The following is a 21,792-nucleotide window of genomic DNA, read 5'->3' as shown; positions in this document are numbered from 1 at the left end:
AAGAAGCTTAGCCGCAGCAATAGCACTAAACTTGCCTCATAATACAAGAGTCTTCTCTAAACACCCACTGGGAGGCTGTTATATTTTTAGCATACAGAAGCAATTCCCTTTTGCGGCTGTGATGATTACAATCTAGTGATAAAGTTCTATAACTGCGCCGCGGTATCTCACACCTAGACTTTGGCAACGCGGCAGCTTAATTATCTATTATTTTTTTGATTCTTTGGGGTAGTTTACATGGCAGCGTTCGGTACTGTTTTTATGCCTGAAATGGCAATCTCTTGGTTTGATGGTACAAACTGGAGTTCAGCTGAAATGGTGTCCAGCGACAGCCTTCAGCTTCACCCGGGTGCGCATGTACTGCACTATTCAAGCACCTGTTTTGAAGGTTTAAAAGCATTTCGTCACGCCGACGGGTCCGTCAATATTTTTCGTATGGATCAAAACCTTGCACGTTTTGCACAGAGCAGCCGCTTACTAAGCTTGCCTGCTATCAACCCAAGCGCAACTGAAAAAATGATTTTAGATGCCGTAGCACGCTTTGCTAGTGATGTTCCTGAGCCTCCGGGTTCTATGTATATTCGTCCGACACATATCGGTACGGAGCCGGCTATTGGTAAAGCGGCAGCGCCAACACAAACATCTTGCCAATATATCTTACTATCACCCGTAGGTGATTACTTCTCCGGTGGCGATACAACATTACGCCTACTCTTAGAAGAAGATGGGATGCGTTGCGCACCTCATATGGGCATGATTAAAAGCGGCGGAAACTATGCCAGTGCTTTACACCCTATAACCAAAGCAAAACAAGACCTCCAAGCTGACCAAGTTCTGTTCTGCCCAAATGGAGACGTTCAAGAAACGGGAGCAGCTAACTTCTTATTGATTGATGGTGATGAAATCATCACCAAAGCATTAGACGAGAGCTTTTTGCACGGTGTAACTCGTGATTCAATTCTTACTATAGCGCGTGACATGGGAATGAAAGTTTCTGAGCGCGAACTAAGTGTCACAGAACTCTTAGAGCGCGCAGCTAAGCCTGGGTGTGAAGCAGCACTGTCCGGTACAGCCGCTGTACTGACTTCAGTTGGTACCCTGCTTCATAAGGGTAATGAGTACAAGGTTGGTAATGGCGGCGTTGGTGTAACCACACTTAAACTACGCCAAGCCCTGAATGATATTCAATGGGGTAAAGCTGAAGATAAACACGGCTGGCTAACCCGCGCTTAAGCGCCTTATACATTTAGCGCTACATACGCCCATAAAAAAGCCTGACTGTATTAACGATATGTTAATTACGTCAGGCTTTTTTCTACCCACTTTTTGCGTTTCTTTAAGACTCCATCACAGAACCCCAAATTCTCGCTATCAAAGCACGACTATCTTTCATATCACCTTCACTGATGACGTTTGATTGCTCTTGCAGTGTTAATCGATGTCCTGCAGCCCGATAAGCTTTATAAGCCTCCCGTAATGCCTCTGCATCTTCAGTTGGCAACAACTTAGTTTTCTCAACCGCATCTAATATCCGAATATTATCAGTAAACTCGTATAGCTCAGGATAACGCGGGGCATTGGCGAGCACTTGGTATTGCACGAGAAACTCTATATCAACAATACCACCGAGGTCTTGCTTCAGATTGAAAACACTCTTGGCCTGCGCCTCTTTCGCAGACGTTCCTAAATGAGCACGCATCTTCTCTCGCATTTCGACTACGGCGGTTTTCAACTCTGCAGTTTCGCGCGCCTGCTGCAAAATGGATGCCCTGACTTGCTCAAACTCGCCTCCTAAACGTGAGGACCCAGCAACCACTCGCGCCCGCACTAAGGCTTGATGCTCCCATGTCCATGCTTCTTTTTGCTGGTACTCCTCAAATGCCTTAAGAGAGCTGACCAACAAACCGGAGTTACCCGATGGACGTAGTCGCATATCGACTTCATATAGCTGGCCACCTGCGGTAAAGGTATTAAGAATATGAATAATGCGTTGACCGAGGCGGGTAAAGAAGACTGAATTAGCTATTGATTTGTCGCCATCAGTAGATAAGTTTGAATCACTGTCATGAATAAATACCAAATCAAGGTCAGATCCATAGGAAAGTTCAATCCCACCTAACTTCCCATAACCAACAACAATGAAATCTAACTCACAAGGAACGCCGGTCTGTTTCATAGGTCGGCCATGCTTTTCAACCATGACTCGCCACGCAACATCTAAGACGCTTTCCAGAATAACCTCAGCCAACCAAGTGAGATAATCACTTACCTTCATTAAAGGTAGAACACCGGTAATATCTGAAGCTGCAACACGTAACAAGTGGGCGCTTTTAAAATACCTTAGAGCCTCCATCAGCTGCTCGGTATCCTCTTCAGGTATTCTCAATAACTGTTGGCGAAGCTCTGCACCCAACTGCTCTTTATCAGGCGGCGAATACAATGTGCGCGGGTCGATTAACTCATCGAGTAGCACGGGTTTCTTCGCTAGCTGGTCAGCAAACCAAGCACTACTTGAGCACAGCTTAACTAACTGCTGCATAGCAGCTGGATTTTCTGCCAGTAACACGAGATAAGCAGAACGGCGAAGCACTGACTGGATGAGCTGCAGGACCCTCGCTAGCGTAACAGTAGCGTTATCAGCTTGAGCAATCATATCCAGCAAGGTTGGTAATACTATTTTCAAACGGTCTGCACCCGTTTGCTGTAGCATTTGTACTGTTCTAGAAGCTTTCAAATCCATTAATAGTTTGAGTGCGCGGCTCGGTTCATCAAAGCCACTATCTGTAATTACTTGAATAGCTTCTTCTTCGCAAAGCTGCTCGCTCCATAGTGCCAACCACTCCGTTTTTTGTTGCGATGCTGTTTCGCCTTGCTCTTGTGCAGGTGCAATTACCTCAGCAAAGTGCCTGCTTACGGCAGCTCGATGCTCGGTCAGTGCAGTCTCAAAAGAAGACCACTCATCAAACCCCATACTAAAAGCAAGGCGGGCCTGACCTAAATCATCGCGAGGCAACTCTTGCGTTTGCTTGTCGGCAACGGCTTGGATTGCATGCTCGGCATTACGCAAGAAGGTATAGGCATCCATTAATTCTTCTACAGCTTGCTCCGGCATCCCGACCAACTCAGGTAACAGCGGCAAGATATTACGTAACTCACGCTGCTGTAACCTGCTATCCCGACCACCACGTATCAACTGAAACGCCTGAGCAATAAATTCAACTTCCCGGATGCCTCCTGAGCCAAGCTTGACGTTATATTCCAAACCTTTACGGCGGACTTCTCGGTTGATCATCTCTTTCATTTCACGTAGAGACTCAAATGCGCTGAAATCAATATACTTGCGATAAACAAAAGGCCTGAGTTGCGCTAATAATTCAGTTCCTTTATCCACATCTCCAGCGACAACACGCGCTTTGATCATCGCGTAGCGTTCCCAATCGCGCCCTTGGTCTTGGTAGTAATGCTCCATCGCGGCAAAACTACAGGCTAAAGGACTAGCCGAGCCAAAAGGCCGCAAACGCATATCTACACGAAAAACAAAACCTTCAGCATTGAGAGTATCCAAAGCTTGTATCAGCTTTTGCCCTAAACGTATAAAAAAGTCCTGATTGGCCAAGGTTTTACGAGCGCCTTGTGTTTCGCCATTCATGGGAAAACAAAACATCAGATCAATATCCGAAGACAAATTAAGCTCATTAGCGCCCAATTTACCCATTCCCAGAACAACCATTCTTTGCTGTTCTTTTTGACTGCTCTCAGCAGAGATCCCGTAAGGAGTACCCCAACGTTCACACCCTTGCTCATAGAGTAAACGTAACGTGCCATCTATCATGGCATCTGCTAACCAGCTTAGCTCTCTAGTGGTATCAACCATAGCAGCCTTACGCGTTAAATCCCTCCATATAAGCCGGACCATCTCTTTTTGCCGAAAGCGACGCAGCAAGCTCATCATTGCGGCTTCTGAGTCAATTTTTGCTATCGTCACAGCAAGGCGCTTGACATACTCATCACTCTGATAAGCCCGACCCAAAACACCGTCTTCTATTAATTCAGATAACATCTGCGGGTATTTGACCAGTTGATCAACAACAAAATCACTTCCCACAACCACTTGAAGCAAGTCTTTCGTAATAGAACCAACCAGTAAACCAGCATTTTCTGCAAGAACATCCGCTAAACGCTCCCACTGTTTATTCAGTAGCGTATGCAAAGATGAAGGGACAAGTGATAAATCAGGCTGCTGCATAGAAAACTCCATCTTTAACAAAAATATACTGCGAGCTTAACAAACTCATAAAACAATAAGGATGACTCTTATCATAAAGCCTACTACTAGAGGCTATCGTCACAATATCTTTAGTGATTAAACGCATGCCAGTAAGACAAAGAACTATATAGCCTGATGATACAGCTGGTATCCCCTTTGAGCTTTACTGATATCGCTGGGTTGTAACTCTGGGATTGCAGCCACCAATTCTGCCGTTATTGCTACCAATTGCTCAACACTGCCCTCTTTAAGTTCTAGCTCTAATTCGCAAATTTTATCTACATAATTATCACCTGCCACAGAGGTATAACTTATATCACCTTGATCAAGTGCAATTTCCACAAGCATCCCTGACCGCTCAAGCATCCAGATCGAGCGATCAAAATTAGTTTCGAAAATAACGTGCAGATCACTCGCCCATTCTTTTGATTGTGTAACCAATGGCCAGTCTGTTTCCATTAATAGCCCGAGCTGTAATTCTGGTTTTTCTATTATCCACTCCCATTCAGCACGCTGGTGCAAACCATTAACACTCTGACCTTTCGTTTTTAAAGTCTGGATATAGGTGCCATCTTGCTCTCTAATCCTTAAAGCAACTTTATCAGCTGATAGCTGCAAACCGGGCGTATCGAAATACCAATTCAATAACCGCTGCTTTTCTAATTGCTGCGCACCGCTAGCGGTTAATAACGTTTTAACTCGATCGATCGAATGAGCAGGAAGTGTTAATTTACTTTCCGTTTCTATTGCCATGAGGTGTTTCTCCATACGTATTAACCGTCATTAACTCGAAAGCCATCGTTAATGTCAAAAAGGATATACTAAACCCCAGATTCAGGTAGCCCTAATGCAGTTCAAACATTTGTTCTAGGCTCATCGGTGATACGCTCGCATTTAAATTTAAATTTTTATGTCATTATTACTACAAATTAATGACATCTCCTCGTATACTTCGCGCGAACTAAATCCTATACAGGTGAGGTCATGATCACCAATAACCCAATACTGCAAATGTTTGCTCGTTCACCGTTCAAACCGATGCAAGAACACATTGCAAAAGCACAAGCTTGTGCTGTTCAGTTACTTCCTTTTTTTGAAGCTGTGATAGCTGACGACTGGGAAGAAGCCAAAAAGATACAGCACACTATTGCTGTACTTGAAGGTGAAGCTGATGCTATGAAAAAGGATGTTCGCCAACACCTACCTAACAATATTTTTCTTCCGGTTCCGCGTACCGACTTGCTTGAACTGCTACGAATGCAGGACAAGATAGCCAATAGGGCTAAAGATATTTGCGGCATCATGCTCGGAAGAGAAATGCCAGTCCCTGTAGAAATCCAGGAACTTATGCTTGATTTTGTGCGCTCTGCGCTAGCAACATCCGAGCAAGCCTTACAATCGCTGAATGAACTCGACGAACTCGTTAGTACTGGTTTTCGTGGCCGAGAAGTCGAAGTTGTCGAACGCATGCTCATTGAGCTGGATGACTTAGAGCACATAAATGATGGATTTGAGCGTGAAATTCGCTCTCAGCTATTTGTTATCGAAAAACAGCTCCACCCTATCGATGCCATGTTTTTATACAAGGTCATTCGATGGATTGGAGATCTTGCAGATCGCGCGCAACAGGTAGGAAGCCGCTTGCAGCTTCTTCTTGCTCGTTAATTTTTAGCATATAGGCATAGATATGAATATTATTGCGCAATACGGCGATATCATCATCATTCTCGCATGCGTGTTTGGTTTCTTTATGGCATGGGGTGTTGGTGCAAACGATGTCGCCAACGCTATGGGCACATCTGTCGGCTCTAAAGCTCTCACGCTAAAGCAAGCTATTTTAATCGCAATCCTTTTCGAATTCGCCGGTGCATACCTAGCCGGTGGTGCTGTAACAGCAACCATTCGTAAAGGTATCATTGACCCTGCGTTGCTCTCTGGCACCCCCGAACTTCTTGTCTTTGGTATGCTGTCAGCATTACTGGCAGCTGGTATATGGCTATTAGTCGCAACGCATTATGGCTGGCCCGTATCAACAACCCATTCTATTGTGGGAGCGATTGTAGGCTTTGCTGCAGTCGGCATCTCTGTGGATGCTGTTAACTGGGCTAAAGTCTCTAAAATTGTAGCTAGCTGGGTGGTTTCCCCCGTCACCGCAGGCTTTTTTGCATTCTTCCTGTTTAGGAGCGTACAAAAGCTAATTCTGGACACAGAGGACCCTTTCAAAAATGCTAAACGCTACGTGCCAATGTATATCTTTATGGTCGGCTTTATCATCTCAATGGTCACTTTTACCAAAGGGTTAAAGCATGTTGGTTTAGATCTATCTTGGACCAATAGCGCACTTATCTCTATTGGCGTGGGCATACTTACCATGTTTGTCGGTATTGTTATGTTACGAAAAGTAAAAGTAGACGTTGCAGCCGACCGTGATTATCACTTCGCTAGCGTAGAGAAAGTTTTCGCCGTATTAATGATGTTTACCGCTTGTGCTATGGCTTTTGCTCACGGCTCAAACGATGTGGCTAATGCTGTCGGACCGCTTGCCGCCATTGTTGGCGTTGTAGGTTCTGGAGGAGAGGTTGCACAAAAAACCGCGATGCCAGTATGGATCTTGCTACTAGGAGGCGGAGGCATCGTTGCTGGACTCGTCATGTACGGTCACAAGGTAATCGCCACTGTCGGTAATAACATTACAGAGTTAACACCGAGTCGCGGGTTTGCCGCCACATTAGCTGCCGCAACAACAGTCGTCGTTGCATCAGGTACAGGCCTACCCATCTCGACCACTCATACACTCGTAGGAGCTGTTTTGGGTGTAGGTTTAGCGCGTGGTCTAGCGGCTTTGAATTTACGCGTAGTAGGCACAATTTTCGTCTCTTGGGTCATTACTCTTCCTGCAGGCGCCCTACTAGCAATAATGTTCTTCTTTATGTTTAAAGGTATGTTTGTCTGATCTGATATTTTCTCAGTATCAGTTACACTCGACCTTCTAAAAAAAAGCCTGCACAATAGCTTAAAAACATGTGCAGGCTTTTTTCATGTCTCAACAAACTCCCAACCTTTTACAAATGCTAGGCCAACTAATAGCAACGCCATCTATCAGCTCAACAACACCCGGCCGTGATATGAGCAACCTCTCTGTGATCACTTTATTGGCCGAATGGCTTGATAACCTTGGCTTTAAAACCGAAATAATGCCGGTTCCTGGCAACCCCGGAAAAGCGAACTTGATCGCCACATTAGGACAAGGCCCAGGAGGCCTCGTGCTTTCGGGTCATACAGACACGGTCCCTTGCAATGAAGATCTGTGGCAGAGCAGCCCTTTTGCATTGACTGAACGAGATAACAGACTTTACGGCTTAGGCACCTGCGATATGAAGGGCTTCTTTCCCATTGCCATAGAAGCCGCCCGTCAATTTATTGAAACACCATTAACTGCACCACTTATTATCCTAGCAACAGCCGATGAAGAGAGCTCCATGTCCGGCGCTCAAGCGTTAGTCGATGCAGGTAAGCCAAAGGCTCGCTACGCCATCATCGGAGAGCCGACAGAAATGAACCCCATCAGGATGCATAAAGGGATGATGATGGAGAGCATTCGAATTACAGGAAACTCGGGCCACTCATCAGACCCATCTTTAGGCGCAAATGCACTAGATGCGATGCATTCTGTGTTATCAGAATTAATTAAGTACCGTACACATCTCCAACAAAACTATACAAACAGCGCCTTCAGCGTGAGTGTCCCGACCTTGAATCTGGGGTGTATTCATGGAGGAGATAACCCCAACCGCATCTGTGGTCAGTGCGAATTGGAATATGATGTCCGCCCTCTGCCAGGCATGGACTTATCACTTGTGCGAGAAGACATCAGCAAACGAGTAAGCCCTCTTGAAGACAAGTTTGGCGTCACAATAGACTGCCAACCACTTTTTTCAGGGATACCGTCATTTGAAACAAAGCAAAACGCTTCACTGGTACACATGGCTGAGCAATTAACAGGATATACCGCACAAGCTGTCGCCTTTGGTACAGAAGCGCCATTCCTGCAAGAATTGGGAATGGAAACTATCATCATGGGCCCAGGTAGCATTAAGCAAGCCCATCAGCCAGATGAATTCCTAGCACTAGACCAAATTAACCCTACTGTTGATATTCTTTCCAAGATGATTCAACGCTACTGTGTAGATGCCAACGAGGAACATCAAGGTGCCTGACGAGAGTATTCATTACGTCAATTGGTTTCGCCAATCAGCGCCTTACATCAATACGCACAGAGGGAAAACCTTTGTTCTGATGCTAGGTGGCGAAGCAATTACTGATAACAATTTTAACAATATCATCCATGATATTGCCCTAATGAATAGCTTGGGAATCCGTCTGGTATTGGTCCATGGCGCACGCCCACAAATTGAAGACCGACTCAATGCCAATGGTCTAAGTACTCGCCTACATCACGATCTACGCGTCACTGATAGTGCTGCACTTCAATGTGTCATTGAGGAGATCGGCGTACTCAGAAGCATGGTGGAAGCAAAGCTATCAATGGGCTTGGTTAACACGCCCATGCATGGCGCCGAAATACGCGTATGCTCTGGAAATTTTATTACCGGTAGGCCTATTGGGATCTATGAAGGCGTAGACCTGTGCCATACGGGCGAAGTCCGCCGTATTGATCATAAAGGAATACGCGGACAGCTAGACCAAGGCAATATTGTCTTGCTATCTAACTTAGGCTACTCGCCTACAGGAGAAATATTTAACCTTCCAGTCGAAGAAGTCGCCTCACAAACAGCGATTGCATTAAAAGCAGATAAACTGATCCTATTTGGCGCTGAGAAAGGCATTATTGATAGCCGCGGGGTATTGCGTAGCGAGCTACTGGCAAGGACTGCTGAGCGTTTCTTACATCAATACCACTCACAGCTGGACAACCCTGAAACGGCCTATACTGAGCTATCCAAGTCATTACAAATGGCAACAGAAGCTTGTACCGGCGGTGTCCCTCGCTGCCATTTAATCAGTTACAAAGACGATGGCGCACTACTCTCTGAGCTTTATACTCGCGATGGTGCAGGCACAATGATTATTCCAGAATCTTACGAGCAAGTACGTGTAGCTAATATCGAAGACGTGGGTGGCATTATTGAGCTTATCAAGCCTCTAGAAGAAACAGGTGTATTGGTGCGCCGCTCAAGAGACTTATTAGAAGCTGAAGTCGAGCAGTTTTTTGTGGTTGAACGTGACGGTGCCATTATTGGCTGTGCTGCACTTTACTTGTTTCCAGAAGAAAAAATGGGTGAACTGGCATGTGTTGCTATCGCCAAAGCATACCAAGGAGGAGATCGGGCACAGATGCTATTAAGAGAAATTGAAGATAAAGCACGTTCGCATCAAATTGAGACCTTATTCGTGCTGACCACAAGAACTGCTCACTGGTTTATCGAGAATGGGTTTACTGAAATTCAAATGGCAACACTGCCCGGAAAAAAACAAGAGCGCTATAACTTTCAGAGAAATTCAAAAGTCTTTAGTAAAATGCTGTGATTAGCCCGTAGGTAAAATAACCTTAAATCGCGCACCGCCTAAAGACGACTCTCCTACCTCTAACTGACCGTCATAGCTGCTAAGAATATCAACAGCGACGGTCAGACCAATTCCCTGACCTGGAGCTGCAGAGGTATCTACCCTAGCACCTCGCTGTAAAATAACATGCCGCATATCAGGGGAGACACCTGGCCCATCATCTTCAATATTTAACTGAACCCATTCAGGTTCTTTTATTAGGGAAATTCGAACTGCGGAATGGCCATATTTGAAAGCATTTTCAAGCATATTGCCTAAAAGCTCCATCATATCTCGCTCGTCCGCACCGAATAGTGCGGTCTCATCCAACAATAAACTCACATCCACATTTTTCTCACGATAGACTTTGCTAAGAGCCGTAGAGATACGTTTAATAATCGGTGCAAGCGGAGTCGCATGCGCAATAGTATTTGCCTGACTTCTAACAGCACGTGCTAACTGATACTGCACAATTTGGTCCATACGCCTGACCTGCTCATCCACGACATTGCGATACCCTTCATAAAGCAACTGCTCGTTACCTGCACCCCGAATAACGGCCAGAGGAGTTTTCAAGCTATGAGCCAAATCTCCAAGTGTATTACGGTAGCGCTCTCTCTGGTTACGCTCACTATGTAACAAATGATTTAGGCTATCAGTCACACCTTGCACTTCTTCAGGGTAGTACCCCTCTAGACGGGTAGAATAACCGCGTTCAATATTATGTAAATCATCGACCAACGCGCTTAGTGGCTTCAATCCCCACCGAGTAATCAACGTCTGTAACATCAAAGCGAGTACAGTGACAGCGAACAACCACCCCCATAGTTGGGTTCGATATGCGTTTAATTCCGCTGTCATTTCAGCGCCACTTTCCACAATAGAAAACAGATAACGCCTAGCCATCACACCGTCATCCCATTGAAGAGGATACTGATAGAGATAAAGATTATCTTCTTCAAAGTATAGAAAGTAGGTTTCGCCAATACGTACTCTAGAAGCAACAATAGAGCCTTTTACTGTTGTGCTCAGCTCATCAGTATTAGCCGACGCCCATTGGAGCAAACCAAGGTGTGTATGGATATATCCGTAGGTATCGCTACCCAAACGTAGTTGCTGCCCTTCACCAATGACCAACTTCCCATCCTGCATCTCTGCAGAACCTATCATCAAGTAAACTTGTAAGCGTAAACGTTTTTCTAAAGAGGCCTGCAAGCTATAGGCAAAAGAGTTCTGTAGTGCATATCCTGCAACCCCAATAATCATAGGTAACAGAATAAAAGACGCGATTAACAACCGCGCTTTTAATGAACGAGAAGCTAAACCAGCGGTGAGTTTCAACATTTAATATTAAGAGGAAGGAAGATCAAACCTGTATCCAAGGCCACGTACTGTCGTAATAGGCTGGAGTTTTTGCTCAGGATCGAGTTTTTGACGTAAACGTCTGATAAATACTTCAAGTACATTACTATCCCTGTCAAAATCCTGATGGTACAGATGCTCTGTTAATTCAGATTTCGAAACCGTTTTACCTGCATTCAGCATTAAGTATTCCAGCGTTCTATACTCATAACTGGTCAACTTTATTGGCTTGGAGTCGCACGAGACAACGCGACCTACAGTGTCCAAGCTTAAACTGCCAAACTCCAGCACTGGCTTGGCATGACCTGCAGCTCTTCGCAGCAGTGCATTCAAACGAGCCAATAATTCCTCTATATGGAATGGTTTTACGAGGAAGTCATCTGCACCGGCTTCCAGACCTTCCACCTTGTCTTGCCAATCACTACGAGCCGTTAGGATAAGAATAGGAAAATTACGCTCCTGCGCTCGCCATTGCTTTATCAGCTCAACTCCAGATAATGAAGGCAGCCCCAAATCAACAATAGCAAGATCATAAGAAAACTCAGATCCCAGATAGAGTGCTTCTTGGCCATCGGCCGTTTCTTCTACGGTATATCCGTTAGATTCCAGCCCACTGACTAGCTGACGACGCAAATCTGCATCATCTTCTACCACCAACAGTTTCATTTAATGCTCCTGATTTTACGGGTGTAACAGAACGCCACTGGTCGCATCAACCAGCACCTCTTTTACATGTCCATTGTTAACCAAACGGATACGATATGCCACGCCAGACTTCAACGTAACCTTGTCTGCTTTTACCACTTTTCCGCCATATGCCTTTTTAGCTACTTCAACAGCGTCACTCAAAACGAGAGTCTCTGGACTTGGTTCAGCGTTTGCTAAACTAGCAAATACCACTAATAACACCACCAACCCCAGCAGTCGCTTTAGCATTGAGCAATTTCGGGCATATAACATTATTTTTACCCTCTTGAGTTTAGCTGCTAAAGATAACGAACGCAGTATTATTAGAAACAAAAAGTAAATACTACAGCATTGTATCAAAACGTTGCTAAAACAAGACAATAAATCAGAACATTAACGTGAAAATCGTCAGGACTTTACTGCAAAACTAATATGACTCAGTGAGCATGAACCATGGGTTAATAAGAATTAAACCAATAGACAGGAAAGCAACGGAGTACTTTGGCTACCTGCCTATTGAATATAGATCAATCTTACTTGCTGCAAGACTTACAAGAACTAACGCCAATAACTTTATAAATTGGGCACCAACCAAACAATGCAATAAGAATAAACGGAACGCCAATCCACCCCCAAGCAGTTTGCGGACCTACAAATACTAGCGCTATTAAAACTAAGCCAACCAGAACTCGTAAAACTTTATCTACCGACCCTATATTTTTTTCCATGATTGCATCTCCATCAGCATTAATTCGATTCAACTAAATTATTCATCTAACTGATGCTAATCACAGTGACAAAAGTCACATCAGCACTGCTCTTTCAAAAACACCTCCATTAGCGAAGGCTCTAAGATTATTATTTGCCCTCGCGATAACGCTAGCCAATGCTGCTGCTCCATTATTTTTAAGTGTCGGCTGATCACTTCTCTTGCTGTGCCTAATGTGTCGGCTATATGTTGGTGGGAAATCGATAAAACCAAGCTTTTTTGGCTTTCTTTTGAGAGATAGCGAGCCAAGCGAACTTCAATTCGCTCAAATGCAATTGACTGAACCAGCATCAGCAAACCACTAAGGCGCTCAGAGTAAGATTCAAAAACAAAGCGTCTAAAAGCTGTCGACTCAGACATTAAAAACGAGAAATCCTCGTCCTTAATTAATAAAATTCGAGCATCTTTCTCTACCACGGCTTCTGCAGGATAAGCACTACTCGCAAGCAAACATGACGTGGTTAAAACACAGGTCCCCATTTTTTCAATACGATACATTTCTAGTTCTCGGCCTTGAACTGAGCGACCAAAAACACGAATACACCCTTCAATGAGAATTAAAAAGCCTTTACATGTATCGCCTTGGCGTAACAGAACAGAACCCTCCTCCATTGAGATCTGCTGAGCATTACGAAGCCGCTGATACTCGACAGGGTTCAAACCGTCAACGAAAGGAAGTAAATCTAACACATCAATCATTTGATGCCGCTTTACGCTGTTCACGTACCGCCAACATCACATAACGAATGTTGTAAGTAAAACCAACTATTAATGCTAACGGTAGTGTCACAATAAACAACTTCCCAAAAGCAGGGTTAGCTAACAAATGCCCTAACCACAAGCTGGCAACGCTAACAATAGCTAACGGGATACCCGCTTTCATCAATCTTTGCAGCCACTTATCAGAACGTATTTTTTGTTTACTGCTGGGCGTTTTCTTAGGGGAGCCATTGGACATGGTAAATCTCAACTTCATTACTATTGTTAGCAAACTATCCCAGCTTTCCCCGCCCATTTAAACCCACCATTGCCTTTATTTAAAATCAAAGAGTGTGAATTCTTCATCAGGCACAGTTTCTGGTATAATTTCTAGCCATTATAAATAACAACTGACAGAGAGATCATTTCATGCCCGTTTATCGCTCTAAAACTTCTACAGCTGGCCGTAATATGGCAGGAGCCCGCGCTTTATGGCGTGCCACTGGTATGAAAGATGACGACTTCCATAAGCCAATCATTGCGATTGCTAACTCATTTACCCAGTTTGTACCTGGTCATGTCCACCTGAAAGATATGGGACAACTGGTTGCACGCGAAATCGAAAAAGCCGGCGGCGTTGCCAAAGAATTCAATACTATTGCTGTTGATGATGGTATCGCAATGGGCCATGACGGCATGCTGTACTCATTACCATCACGCGATATTATTGCCGACTCAGTCGAGTATATGGTTAATGCGCACTGTGCAGACGCACTCGTTTGCATATCCAACTGTGACAAGATCACACCAGGAATGCTGATGGCCGGTATGCGCCTCAACATCCCTGTTATTTTTGTTTCCGGCGGCCCGATGGAAGCAGGTAAAACTAAACTTTCCGAGCACAAATTAGATCTTGTAGATGCAATGGTTATCGCCGTTGACGACACCGCTTCGGATGAAAAGGTTGCTGAATACGAGCGTTCTGCCTGCCCTACCTGTGGTTCATGTTCAGGGATGTTTACCGCCAATTCTATGAACTGTCTGACAGAAGCACTAGGGTTGTCATTACCGGGCAATGGAACGATGCTAGCAACTCATGGTGACCGTCGCCGTCTGTTTGAAGAAGCAGGTGAGCGTATTGTTGACCTAGCTAAACGTTACTATGAACAGGATGACGAATCCGTTCTGCCTCGCAACATCGGTAATTTTAAAGCCTTTGAAAATGCGATGACACTAGATATCTCTATGGGTGGATCAACCAACACTATCCTGCATTTACTCGCCATTGCACAAGAAGCTGAAATAGACTTCACGATGGATGATATCGACCGCCTATCCCATACCGTTCCCCAGCTCTGTAAAGTGGCACCTAACTCGCCTCTTTACCATGTTGAAGATGTGCATCGTGCCGGCGGTATTTTCGCCATACTCGGCGAGTTAGCGCGTGCCGGAAAACTCCACACTGACCTACCAACGGTACACAGTAGTACAATGCTTGAAGGTCTGGAAAAGTGGGATATCATGCGTAACCCTTCTCCTGAAGTGGTTGAGTTCTTCAAAGCAGGCCCTGCAGGAATACCTACACAGACAGCATTTAGTCAGTCGACACGTTGGCCAACACTAGATGGTGACCGTGAAAATGGCTGTATCCGTTCAATTGAACATGCTTTCTCCTTGGAAGGCGGGCTAGCCGTATTAACCGGCAACATTGCTCTGGATGGCTGCGTAGTAAAAACAGCAGGTGTAGATGATTCAATTCTCGTATTTGAAGGCCCTGCGCATGTCACCGAATCTCAAGATGAAGCAGTGGCTAACATTCTCGCAGACAAGGTAAAATCTGGCGATATCATCATTGTTCGCTACGAAGGCCCCAAAGGCGGTCCCGGCATGCAAGAAATGCTTTATCCAACCTCTTACATCAAGTCAAAAGGCTTAGGCAAAGAGTGCGCACTACTCACTGACGGACGCTTTTCAGGTGGAACATCGGGCTTATCCATTGGCCACGTATCACCAGAAGCTGCAGCCGGTGGCGCTATTGGTTTAGTTGAGAATGGCGATAACATTCGTATCGACATCCCTAACCGCACAATCAATTTGCTGGTATCTGATGAAGAACTAGCAAAACGTCGTGCCGCCATGGATGCTAAAGGTAAAGATGGCTGGAAACCTGTTGAAGCACGCCCACGTAAAGTGTCGGCAGCGCTTAAAGCCTATGCATTACTAGCAACCTCAGCTGATAAAGGCGCTGTTCGCGACTTAAGCATGTTGGACTAACCACCCTACATCATAAAAAAACCCGCACATGTGCGGGTTTTTTTGTATAGCCTTTTACCACTAACCAGAAAAAAATACCTGCCAACATAGGCGTAACGCCAGTACAGTAACGACCCAACGAAAGAGTTGCTTAAAAACATCTGCAGATAACGACTTCAATAAATGCAAACCCACCCATGTCCCCAGAGCGCCACTGGCAATCATCAATAAAACCACTAATAGCCACTCCTGAAAAACAAAACCAACACTCATGAAAACCACGGCTTTTAATAGGTGCTGAAATGACATACAGGCGGCAAAGGTTGCCACCGTAGGAAGTTTACCCATATTCTGACGATGCACAAACGCAGCGACTAAAGGCCCTGTGGCGCCGACAAAAGCAGAAATAATAGTCGTCACAGCACCCGCTAAAACTAATTTGCTATTGGAAAGAAGCAGCGCTTTAGGTTTTGGCCCCCAAACAAGAAACAGAATAAAAAATGCAACACACAAACGGATCATATCCAAAGGTAACTGCACAACAATCCAAACAGAAATCGCAGCACCTAATACAGCCCCAAGAATAAACAAACGGCTCATCTGCCAATCTATATGTTGTCGCGTCATATAGGCTCGATTACCATTTGAACCCAGCTGCACCAAACCATGTACGGGAATCAATGCCTGAACAGGAATCATTTGAGCCATGATAGCCAATAATAAAACACCACCCCCAATACCAACTGCCGCTGTCATCATCGATGTTAGAGCACTCATACTAACAAGAATCATCAGGTCCAGATGATTTAATCCATCGGGCAACCATGCCGTCATTTAGCGTCCTGTTTCGTTAACAGCACCATCAGTTTTGATAATTCAATGGGACGACTAAACAGGTATCCCTGCCCTATATCGCAGTGGTGCTCTTCAAGAAATACCTGCTGTACCTGCGTTTCAATGCCTTCTGCAACAACCGTCATACCTAGGCGATGTGCCATAGAGATCATCGCTGCTGTTATCTCCATATCATCTAAGTGATCTGGGATATCTTTAATGAACTCTCTATCCACTTTCAGCACATTAATAGGTAACGTCTTCAAATAATTAAACGAAGAATAACCAATACCAAAATCATCAATGGCAATAGTGATGCCTAACGCTTGTAACTCTTTTAAAGTTTCTATGGCTAAGCCTATATCATGCATTAAAAGAGATTCAGTAATTTCTAACTCTAAGCATGCTGGGTCGACATCATATTCTTGCAACATCTGTCGAATCATCGTCAGCAGGTTCGGATCACGGAACTGCCGTGATGATAAATTGATGGCTACTTTAATATGAGACATTTGATGAAGCGCTAGATGCTTCAAAGTTTTGCACGCCGTTTTCAGCACCCAACGCCCTAATGGCACTATAAACCCCGTTTCTTCAGCAACTGAAATAAAGCGCTGTGGAGAAACAATACCTAACTCAGGGTGATCCCAGCGAACCAAGGCCTCTACGCCGATAATAGCCCCTGTTTTGAGGCTCACTTGCGGTTGGTACTCAAGTATAAAACTATTTGTTTCTAGAGCTTTTGGCATCTCTCTTGAAAATCGAATATAGGCTTGCAACTGGTCATGTAGGCTTTCTGTAAAGAATCGATACTGATTGCGTCCCAGCTCTTTGGCTTGATACATAGCCAAATCAGCATGCTTTAAAAGTGCTTCAGGTGTATTACCGTCCTTAGGTAACCACGCCAAACCAAGACTAGTACTAATCTGTAATTCATGCTCATTTATATAAAATGGTCGTGAGATCTCATTCAAAATACGTTGCGCGATCACTTCTATTTGGTCAACATCTAACACTGGATTAATTAATATGGCGAACTCATCCCCCCCTAAACGGGCGGCTATATCCCCATCCTGAAGGGTTCCCACCAAACGCTGTGCGACTTCTATCAATAACCGATCGCCTGCAGCATGACCTTGAGTATCATTAACTGTTTTGAAAAAATCTAAATCTAACAGCATAACAACAGAGGGATACTCCATCACATCCTGCTCAAATAAACGCGATAGTTCACTAAAGAAAAAGCGACGATTAGGTAAACCCGTAAGTTCATCATATAAAGCTAAGCGCTCCATTCGAGCATGCGCATCTTTAAGCTCGGTAACATCTTCGCAGACGATAACAAAATGAGTTAACTCGCCATACTCATTATTAATCGGAGAAATGGAGACAAGGGACCAAAACGTACTATTATCTTTTTTTCGCCCTCGAAGCTCGCCGCGCCAATGCTGACCGGATAACAAGGATTGCCAAAGGGATTCATAACAATCAGGCTTCATCAGTTTTCTACTAAGCAACTCTGGCTGTTGCCCAACAACATCAGCTAACAAGTAGCCGGTTGTCTCTGTATATTTAGGATTCACATACTCAATAGCACCGATAACATCGGTGATTAAAACACTCGAGCCGCTATGGGTAATTGCACTGGAGAGTTTTTTCAATGACGCTTCTATATTTTTGTGCTCGGTAATATCTTGGCATATACCGCAAATTCGACTGACACCCCCTTGGCTATCCAGCACAACGGTGCTTAGTAGCTGGACATGACGGTATTCACCAGAAAGGGCAGACACACGAAAACACAACTCTACTGACTGAGCGTCGTCTCGCATCTTACGTAGTTTTTTTACCACTTCGCTACGATCCGCTGGGTGTACACCAGAAATAAAACTTTCTAAATTTAATTGCTGATTGTCTTTTATTAGCAAAATGGAAGTGAGGCTATCGGAATACCAAAAACGGTCTTCTTTTAAAATCCACTCCCAACAGCCCAAACGCGATATATCCAGCGCTTTATTCAAGCGCTCCTCATCAATGAGTGACTGCTTAGCTGCAGATTCAAATTCTACGCACTTCTTCTTAATGGCATGACACATTTTAGTAAGAGAGCCTATTAAAGGCTCAAATAATGCCCCTTTGACATGGCTATTATCTAAAGCTGTTACATTACCACTAGCGACTACCTCATCAATCTCACGAGTCAGTTGTCTTAACGGTTTAAACAACATGTGCTGTTGCAACAAAACAGATAAAACAGAAAAGAAGATTCCCCAAAGCAAAACCGTCATCTCAAATCTGCGCACAGGTGCTTTTACATGCAAAAGTACCGCGTGGGAGTTAATCCAAGCTCCGACTATCAACTGGCTATTTTTTACAGGAAAACTAATGAAACGGGCGCCGTTAGCATACTCAGCGGGAGGTATTAATTGAGTATCGTTCGTGTCAGGTGAGATTAGAAAAATTTTCCGCCAACTGCCCTCCTTTACCTCGTCTACATTTAAAGAAGGCAGCCACTGTTGCGAAGTAGTCGGGGACAACTGAAGCGTTTCACCAACCAAATGTATCGAGCGACTGACTTCAGCTACTCGCTCGTCTAATACCTTACTGGATATGTCAGGCAACCATACCAACTCGATCAGCAAAATGAGAACGATCATTAGTATAGAGACCGGCGACAACAGCACAGCTGTGAATAGCTTCACCTGCTGATCCCCTTTTTATTATTATCTAATTTAAACGATTTATTCTCATGAAAGGCGCGTTGCTTAGCTAAGCAACGCATTCATAACTTGCTCCGACCACTTTAAGCTATGCCGATATGCCACCTCATATAAAGGACGGTCAACACTAGCACTGAGCTGCTCAAACTGGCCTCGTTCATAGTTCTCAACATCTTTTAAGGTTTCCCCCATAGGGCCTGAAAAATGCAAAAGTGCATCTTTAAGCTCATGACTAAGAGGAACTTCATTTAAAAGCTCTTTCATATCAATATCAAATAGCGCATCTAATTGAGAAAGCAAGCCTACAATAAAGTAGTTCATACTATTTGCATTGCCCATCAACTCAGCTAACAATTCGCACATTCGTCCACGTATCAGCATGTTACGTGTTAATTGATTTGGTTTTCCATCCTGCGCGGTCGTTAAGAAAAGCATTATCCAGCGTCGAATTTGTTCCATCCCAAGCAGGGTAATCGCATGAGAGAGAGAGTTAATCTCACGAGGTACATTGAAAGCGGCAGAATTTACAACTTTAAGAATTTTATAAGTGAGTGCAGGATCATTAATTGCAATCCCTTCAAGCGAAGCGCCTGTCGCGCTGTCCTGCTCCAACTCACCTAATAATTGTAATAGCAGTACTTTGTTACTACTAATTTTTTTCCCTTTAACAGGCATCGGGTGGCTCAGAAAATACCCCTGATACAAAGAGAACCCCATTTCCAAGCATTGGCGAAACTCATCTTTTGTTTCGACTTTATCCGCTAATAAGTCTAGCTGATGAGGCCTTAACTTATGAATAATATTGGGCAACTCAGATAATCCCAACCGTTGAATATCCAGTTTCAATACATGAATGACATTCAATAAAAGGTCAAACTTAGGATCTTGAGGGTCATAGTCGGCCAGTACAATTCGATAGCCTTTTTGTGCACATTCTTTCACTTTGGCAATAAATTCAGGTGTAATATCAGAACGCCCAAGAATTTCTAGCGAAAATAATGAGGGTGGTAAATCAGGCAAACTGTCATTAAGTAATACTTTATCGGTGATTTTGAGATAACAAGGTAGCCTTTTGCTTCCCTCATCCGCCACTATATTAGCGTAGGTATTCATCACCACATCAAAAGTAGCAATATCATCCTTAATGGCTTGTAAGTTACCGTCAGCCTGCCCACGAAAAAGCAATTCAAAAGCAACTACATCCTGACTTTTCGAAAAAATAGGCTGGCGTGCCATCAAGACACTCAGTTGATCTTCGCTCTCAAGGGTAGATGCAAGTTTTGACACAAAACGCTCCGACTACAAATATATGGGTAAAAAACCTGAGATAATATTAACATCCAACTCTAATAATACGTCAAATTTCGTTATATTTTCAGTCGGTCATTTTATTCCAATCCGCTAACCATTCCTCAAGTTTGTCTACATCCATTGGTTTTGCAATAAAGTACCCTTGGAAGCTGTCACAACCTGAATGACACACCATCTGCCAATGCGCTAATGTTTCGACACCTTCTAAGACAACTCGTAGACCTAAACGGTTAGCCATTCCAATCATCGAATCAAGTACCGGCCTTTCACTTTCAGAGGATGCCGCATTTTGAACAAAGGAGCGATCAATCTTCACCTCATTAAATGGCAGACTTTGAAGCCTCTCAATAGAGGAATACCCTGTACCGAAATCATCAATAGATAGATTAATACCATACATGGACAAGCGACTAAGTACCTCAAGAGCCCTAGTGCGATCTTCATTTAAACATGACTCAGTAATTTCGAGTGTTAGCAGTTTGGGTTTAACATCATATTTTTTAATCTGTGTAAGAATAAACTCAGGGAGCTCTAAATCATTTAATAATAATGCAGAGATATTGATCGCAATTCGATAATAATGGCCTTGCTGATGCCATATATTCCACTGTTTGAAAACTGAAACGATTTGATCTTTCGTTAGACGAAGAATCAAATTGTGCTGCTCCATTAAAGAAATAAAATCATCAGGGAAAACTAAATTTCTTTTAGGGTGCTGTAATCGAGCAAGAGCTTCAAAGCCAACAACATTGCGTGTCATTGCACATACTTGCGGCTGATAATAACACTCGAAGTAGCCTTCTTCTAAAGCATCGATCAGCTCAGGTACCGTCAGTTTTTCTTTGGCTCTAGCTTGCGGTTTGGCTCCACTATGACTGCCAGCACTCTGCAATAACTGAATAACTGACTGGGGAGAAATAGGCTTAATAATAGTGCCTAAGAGCTTCAAGTGGTGGTTACGTGCTAAATGCTCAACAGACTTGAGCACTCGATGAGATACAGAACTAACAATAACAATATAACCTTGGTACTCCCTCTCAGATAGCATTCGTAAAAACGCTACGCCATCAACATCGGGTAAATTGAGGTCGCAGAAAACAACATCAATAGACAGGGGATTTTTTTCTAGTAATACAAGTGCATCGGCTACGTTGTTAGCGACTAGTGCTTGCTCAGCACCTAACTCTTCCATAATGATAGCTTCAAGCAACCCCGTAATTGCCTTGCTATCATCAAGGATTAAGCATCTCATCTTCCTAATATCCATATGAATCCATTCTTCATTCAAACTAGAATAGATTCAGTATAGCGAAACTTAGGAGCGA

General features: G+C 44.0%; 18 protein-coding genes. 6 read left to right on the top strand and 12 right to left on the bottom strand.

Annotation, left to right across the window (positions count from 1 at the left end; genetic code table 11):
• Positions 1-237 precede the first annotated feature (237 nt).
• Complete coding sequence (locus NEJAP_RS01320; protein WP_201348940.1) at positions 238-1,233, top strand: branched-chain amino acid aminotransferase; 996 nt, start codon at positions 238-240, stop codon at positions 1,231-1,233.
• A gap of 103 nt (positions 1,234-1,336) precedes the next feature.
• Here the strand turns inward: NEJAP_RS01320 and glnE are convergent, their stop codons facing one another.
• Positions 1,337-4,246, bottom strand: a complete 2,910-nt coding sequence (gene glnE, locus NEJAP_RS01315; RefSeq protein ID WP_201348939.1) for a bifunctional [glutamate--ammonia ligase]-adenylyl-L-tyrosine phosphorylase/[glutamate--ammonia-ligase] adenylyltransferase — start codon at positions 4,244-4,246, stop codon at positions 1,337-1,339.
• Positions 4,247-4,390: 144 nt separating this feature from the next.
• Positions 4,391-5,020 (bottom strand): inorganic triphosphatase, encoded by a 630-nt coding sequence (locus NEJAP_RS01310; protein WP_201348938.1) that lies wholly within the window; start codon positions 5,018-5,020, stop codon positions 4,391-4,393.
• 231 nt (positions 5,021-5,251) lie between these two features.
• On the opposite strand from NEJAP_RS01310, the gene NEJAP_RS01305 reads away from it, so the two are divergent.
• The 4 genes from NEJAP_RS01305 to argA all read left to right on the top strand — a co-directional run bounded on the left by NEJAP_RS01305 (position 5,252) and on the right by argA (position 9,814).
• Positions 5,252-5,932, top strand: a complete 681-nt coding sequence (locus tag NEJAP_RS01305; RefSeq protein WP_201348937.1) for a TIGR00153 family protein — start codon at positions 5,252-5,254, stop codon at positions 5,930-5,932.
• A gap of 22 nt (positions 5,933-5,954) precedes the next feature.
• Positions 5,955-7,220: an inorganic phosphate transporter gene (locus NEJAP_RS01300; RefSeq protein WP_201348936.1), complete on the top strand. Its 1,266-nt coding sequence runs from the start codon at positions 5,955-5,957 to the stop codon at positions 7,218-7,220.
• Positions 7,221-7,305: 85 nt separating this feature from the next.
• Entirely contained in the window at positions 7,306-8,484 is a 1,179-nt protein-coding gene (gene argE, locus NEJAP_RS01295) for an acetylornithine deacetylase (protein ID WP_201348935.1), read from the top strand.
• Entirely contained in the window at positions 8,477-9,814 is a 1,338-nt protein-coding gene (argA, locus tag NEJAP_RS01290) for an amino-acid N-acetyltransferase (RefSeq protein ID WP_419197839.1), read from the top strand. The genes argE and argA overlap by 8 nt, the downstream gene beginning before the upstream one ends.
• Here argA and NEJAP_RS01285 read toward each other — a convergent pair whose 3' ends face one another.
• The 6 genes from NEJAP_RS01285 to NEJAP_RS01260 form a co-directional block, all read right to left on the bottom strand.
• Positions 9,815-11,176 (bottom strand): ATP-binding protein, encoded by a 1,362-nt coding sequence (locus NEJAP_RS01285; protein ID WP_201348933.1) that lies wholly within the window; start codon positions 11,174-11,176, stop codon positions 9,815-9,817.
• A gap of 6 nt (positions 11,177-11,182) precedes the next feature.
• Entirely contained in the window at positions 11,183-11,860 is a 678-nt protein-coding gene (locus tag NEJAP_RS01280; protein WP_201348932.1) for a response regulator transcription factor, read from the bottom strand.
• A 15-nt stretch (positions 11,861-11,875) separates the two neighbouring features.
• Positions 11,876-12,154, bottom strand: coding sequence for a PepSY domain-containing protein (locus tag NEJAP_RS01275; protein WP_201348931.1), 279 nt, complete (start codon positions 12,152-12,154; stop codon positions 11,876-11,878).
• Positions 12,155-12,414: 260 nt separating this feature from the next.
• Positions 12,415-12,609, bottom strand: a complete 195-nt coding sequence (locus tag NEJAP_RS01270; RefSeq protein ID WP_201348930.1) for a YgaP family membrane protein — start codon at positions 12,607-12,609, stop codon at positions 12,415-12,417.
• A gap of 80 nt (positions 12,610-12,689) precedes the next feature.
• Entirely contained in the window at positions 12,690-13,349 is a 660-nt protein-coding gene (locus NEJAP_RS01265; RefSeq protein WP_201348929.1) for a Crp/Fnr family transcriptional regulator, read from the bottom strand.
• A complete protein-coding gene (locus NEJAP_RS01260) occupies positions 13,342-13,665 on the bottom strand; it encodes a hypothetical protein (RefSeq protein WP_201348928.1) in 324 nt (107 codons plus the stop codon). The genes NEJAP_RS01265 and NEJAP_RS01260 overlap by 8 nt, the downstream gene beginning before the upstream one ends.
• Before the next feature lie 113 nt (positions 13,666-13,778).
• On the opposite strand from NEJAP_RS01260, the gene ilvD reads away from it, so the two are divergent.
• Positions 13,779-15,623: a dihydroxy-acid dehydratase gene (gene ilvD / locus NEJAP_RS01255; protein ID WP_201348927.1), complete on the top strand. Its 1,845-nt coding sequence runs from the start codon at positions 13,779-13,781 to the stop codon at positions 15,621-15,623.
• A 60-nt stretch (positions 15,624-15,683) separates the two neighbouring features.
• On the opposite strand, the gene NEJAP_RS01250 is transcribed toward ilvD, so the two are convergent.
• The 4 genes from NEJAP_RS01250 to NEJAP_RS01235 form a co-directional block, all read right to left on the bottom strand.
• On the bottom strand, positions 15,684-16,436 hold the full coding sequence (locus tag NEJAP_RS01250; RefSeq protein WP_201348926.1) for a sulfite exporter TauE/SafE family protein: 753 nt from the start codon (positions 16,434-16,436) through the stop codon (positions 15,684-15,686).
• On the bottom strand, positions 16,433-19,138 hold the full coding sequence (locus NEJAP_RS01245; RefSeq protein ID WP_201348925.1) for a putative bifunctional diguanylate cyclase/phosphodiesterase: 2,706 nt from the start codon (positions 19,136-19,138) through the stop codon (positions 16,433-16,435). Before NEJAP_RS01245 ends, NEJAP_RS01250 begins: the two co-directional genes overlap by 4 nt.
• A 63-nt stretch (positions 19,139-19,201) precedes the next feature.
• Positions 19,202-20,443, bottom strand: coding sequence for an EAL and HDOD domain-containing protein (locus NEJAP_RS01240; RefSeq protein WP_236591020.1), 1,242 nt, complete (start codon positions 20,441-20,443; stop codon positions 19,202-19,204).
• Positions 20,444-20,531: 88 nt separating this feature from the next.
• On the bottom strand, positions 20,532-21,719 hold the full coding sequence (locus NEJAP_RS01235) for an EAL domain-containing protein (protein ID WP_201348924.1): 1,188 nt from the start codon (positions 21,717-21,719) through the stop codon (positions 20,532-20,534).
• Between the last annotated feature and the right edge of the window lie 73 nt (positions 21,720-21,792).

Source organism: Neptunomonas japonica JAMM 1380 (assembly GCF_016592555.1).
Classification (GTDB): Bacteria; Pseudomonadota; Gammaproteobacteria; order Pseudomonadales; family Balneatricaceae; genus Neptunomonas; species Neptunomonas japonica_A.
Note: the sequence above shows the minus strand (reverse complement) of the source record. Positions and strands in the feature narration are given on the sequence as shown.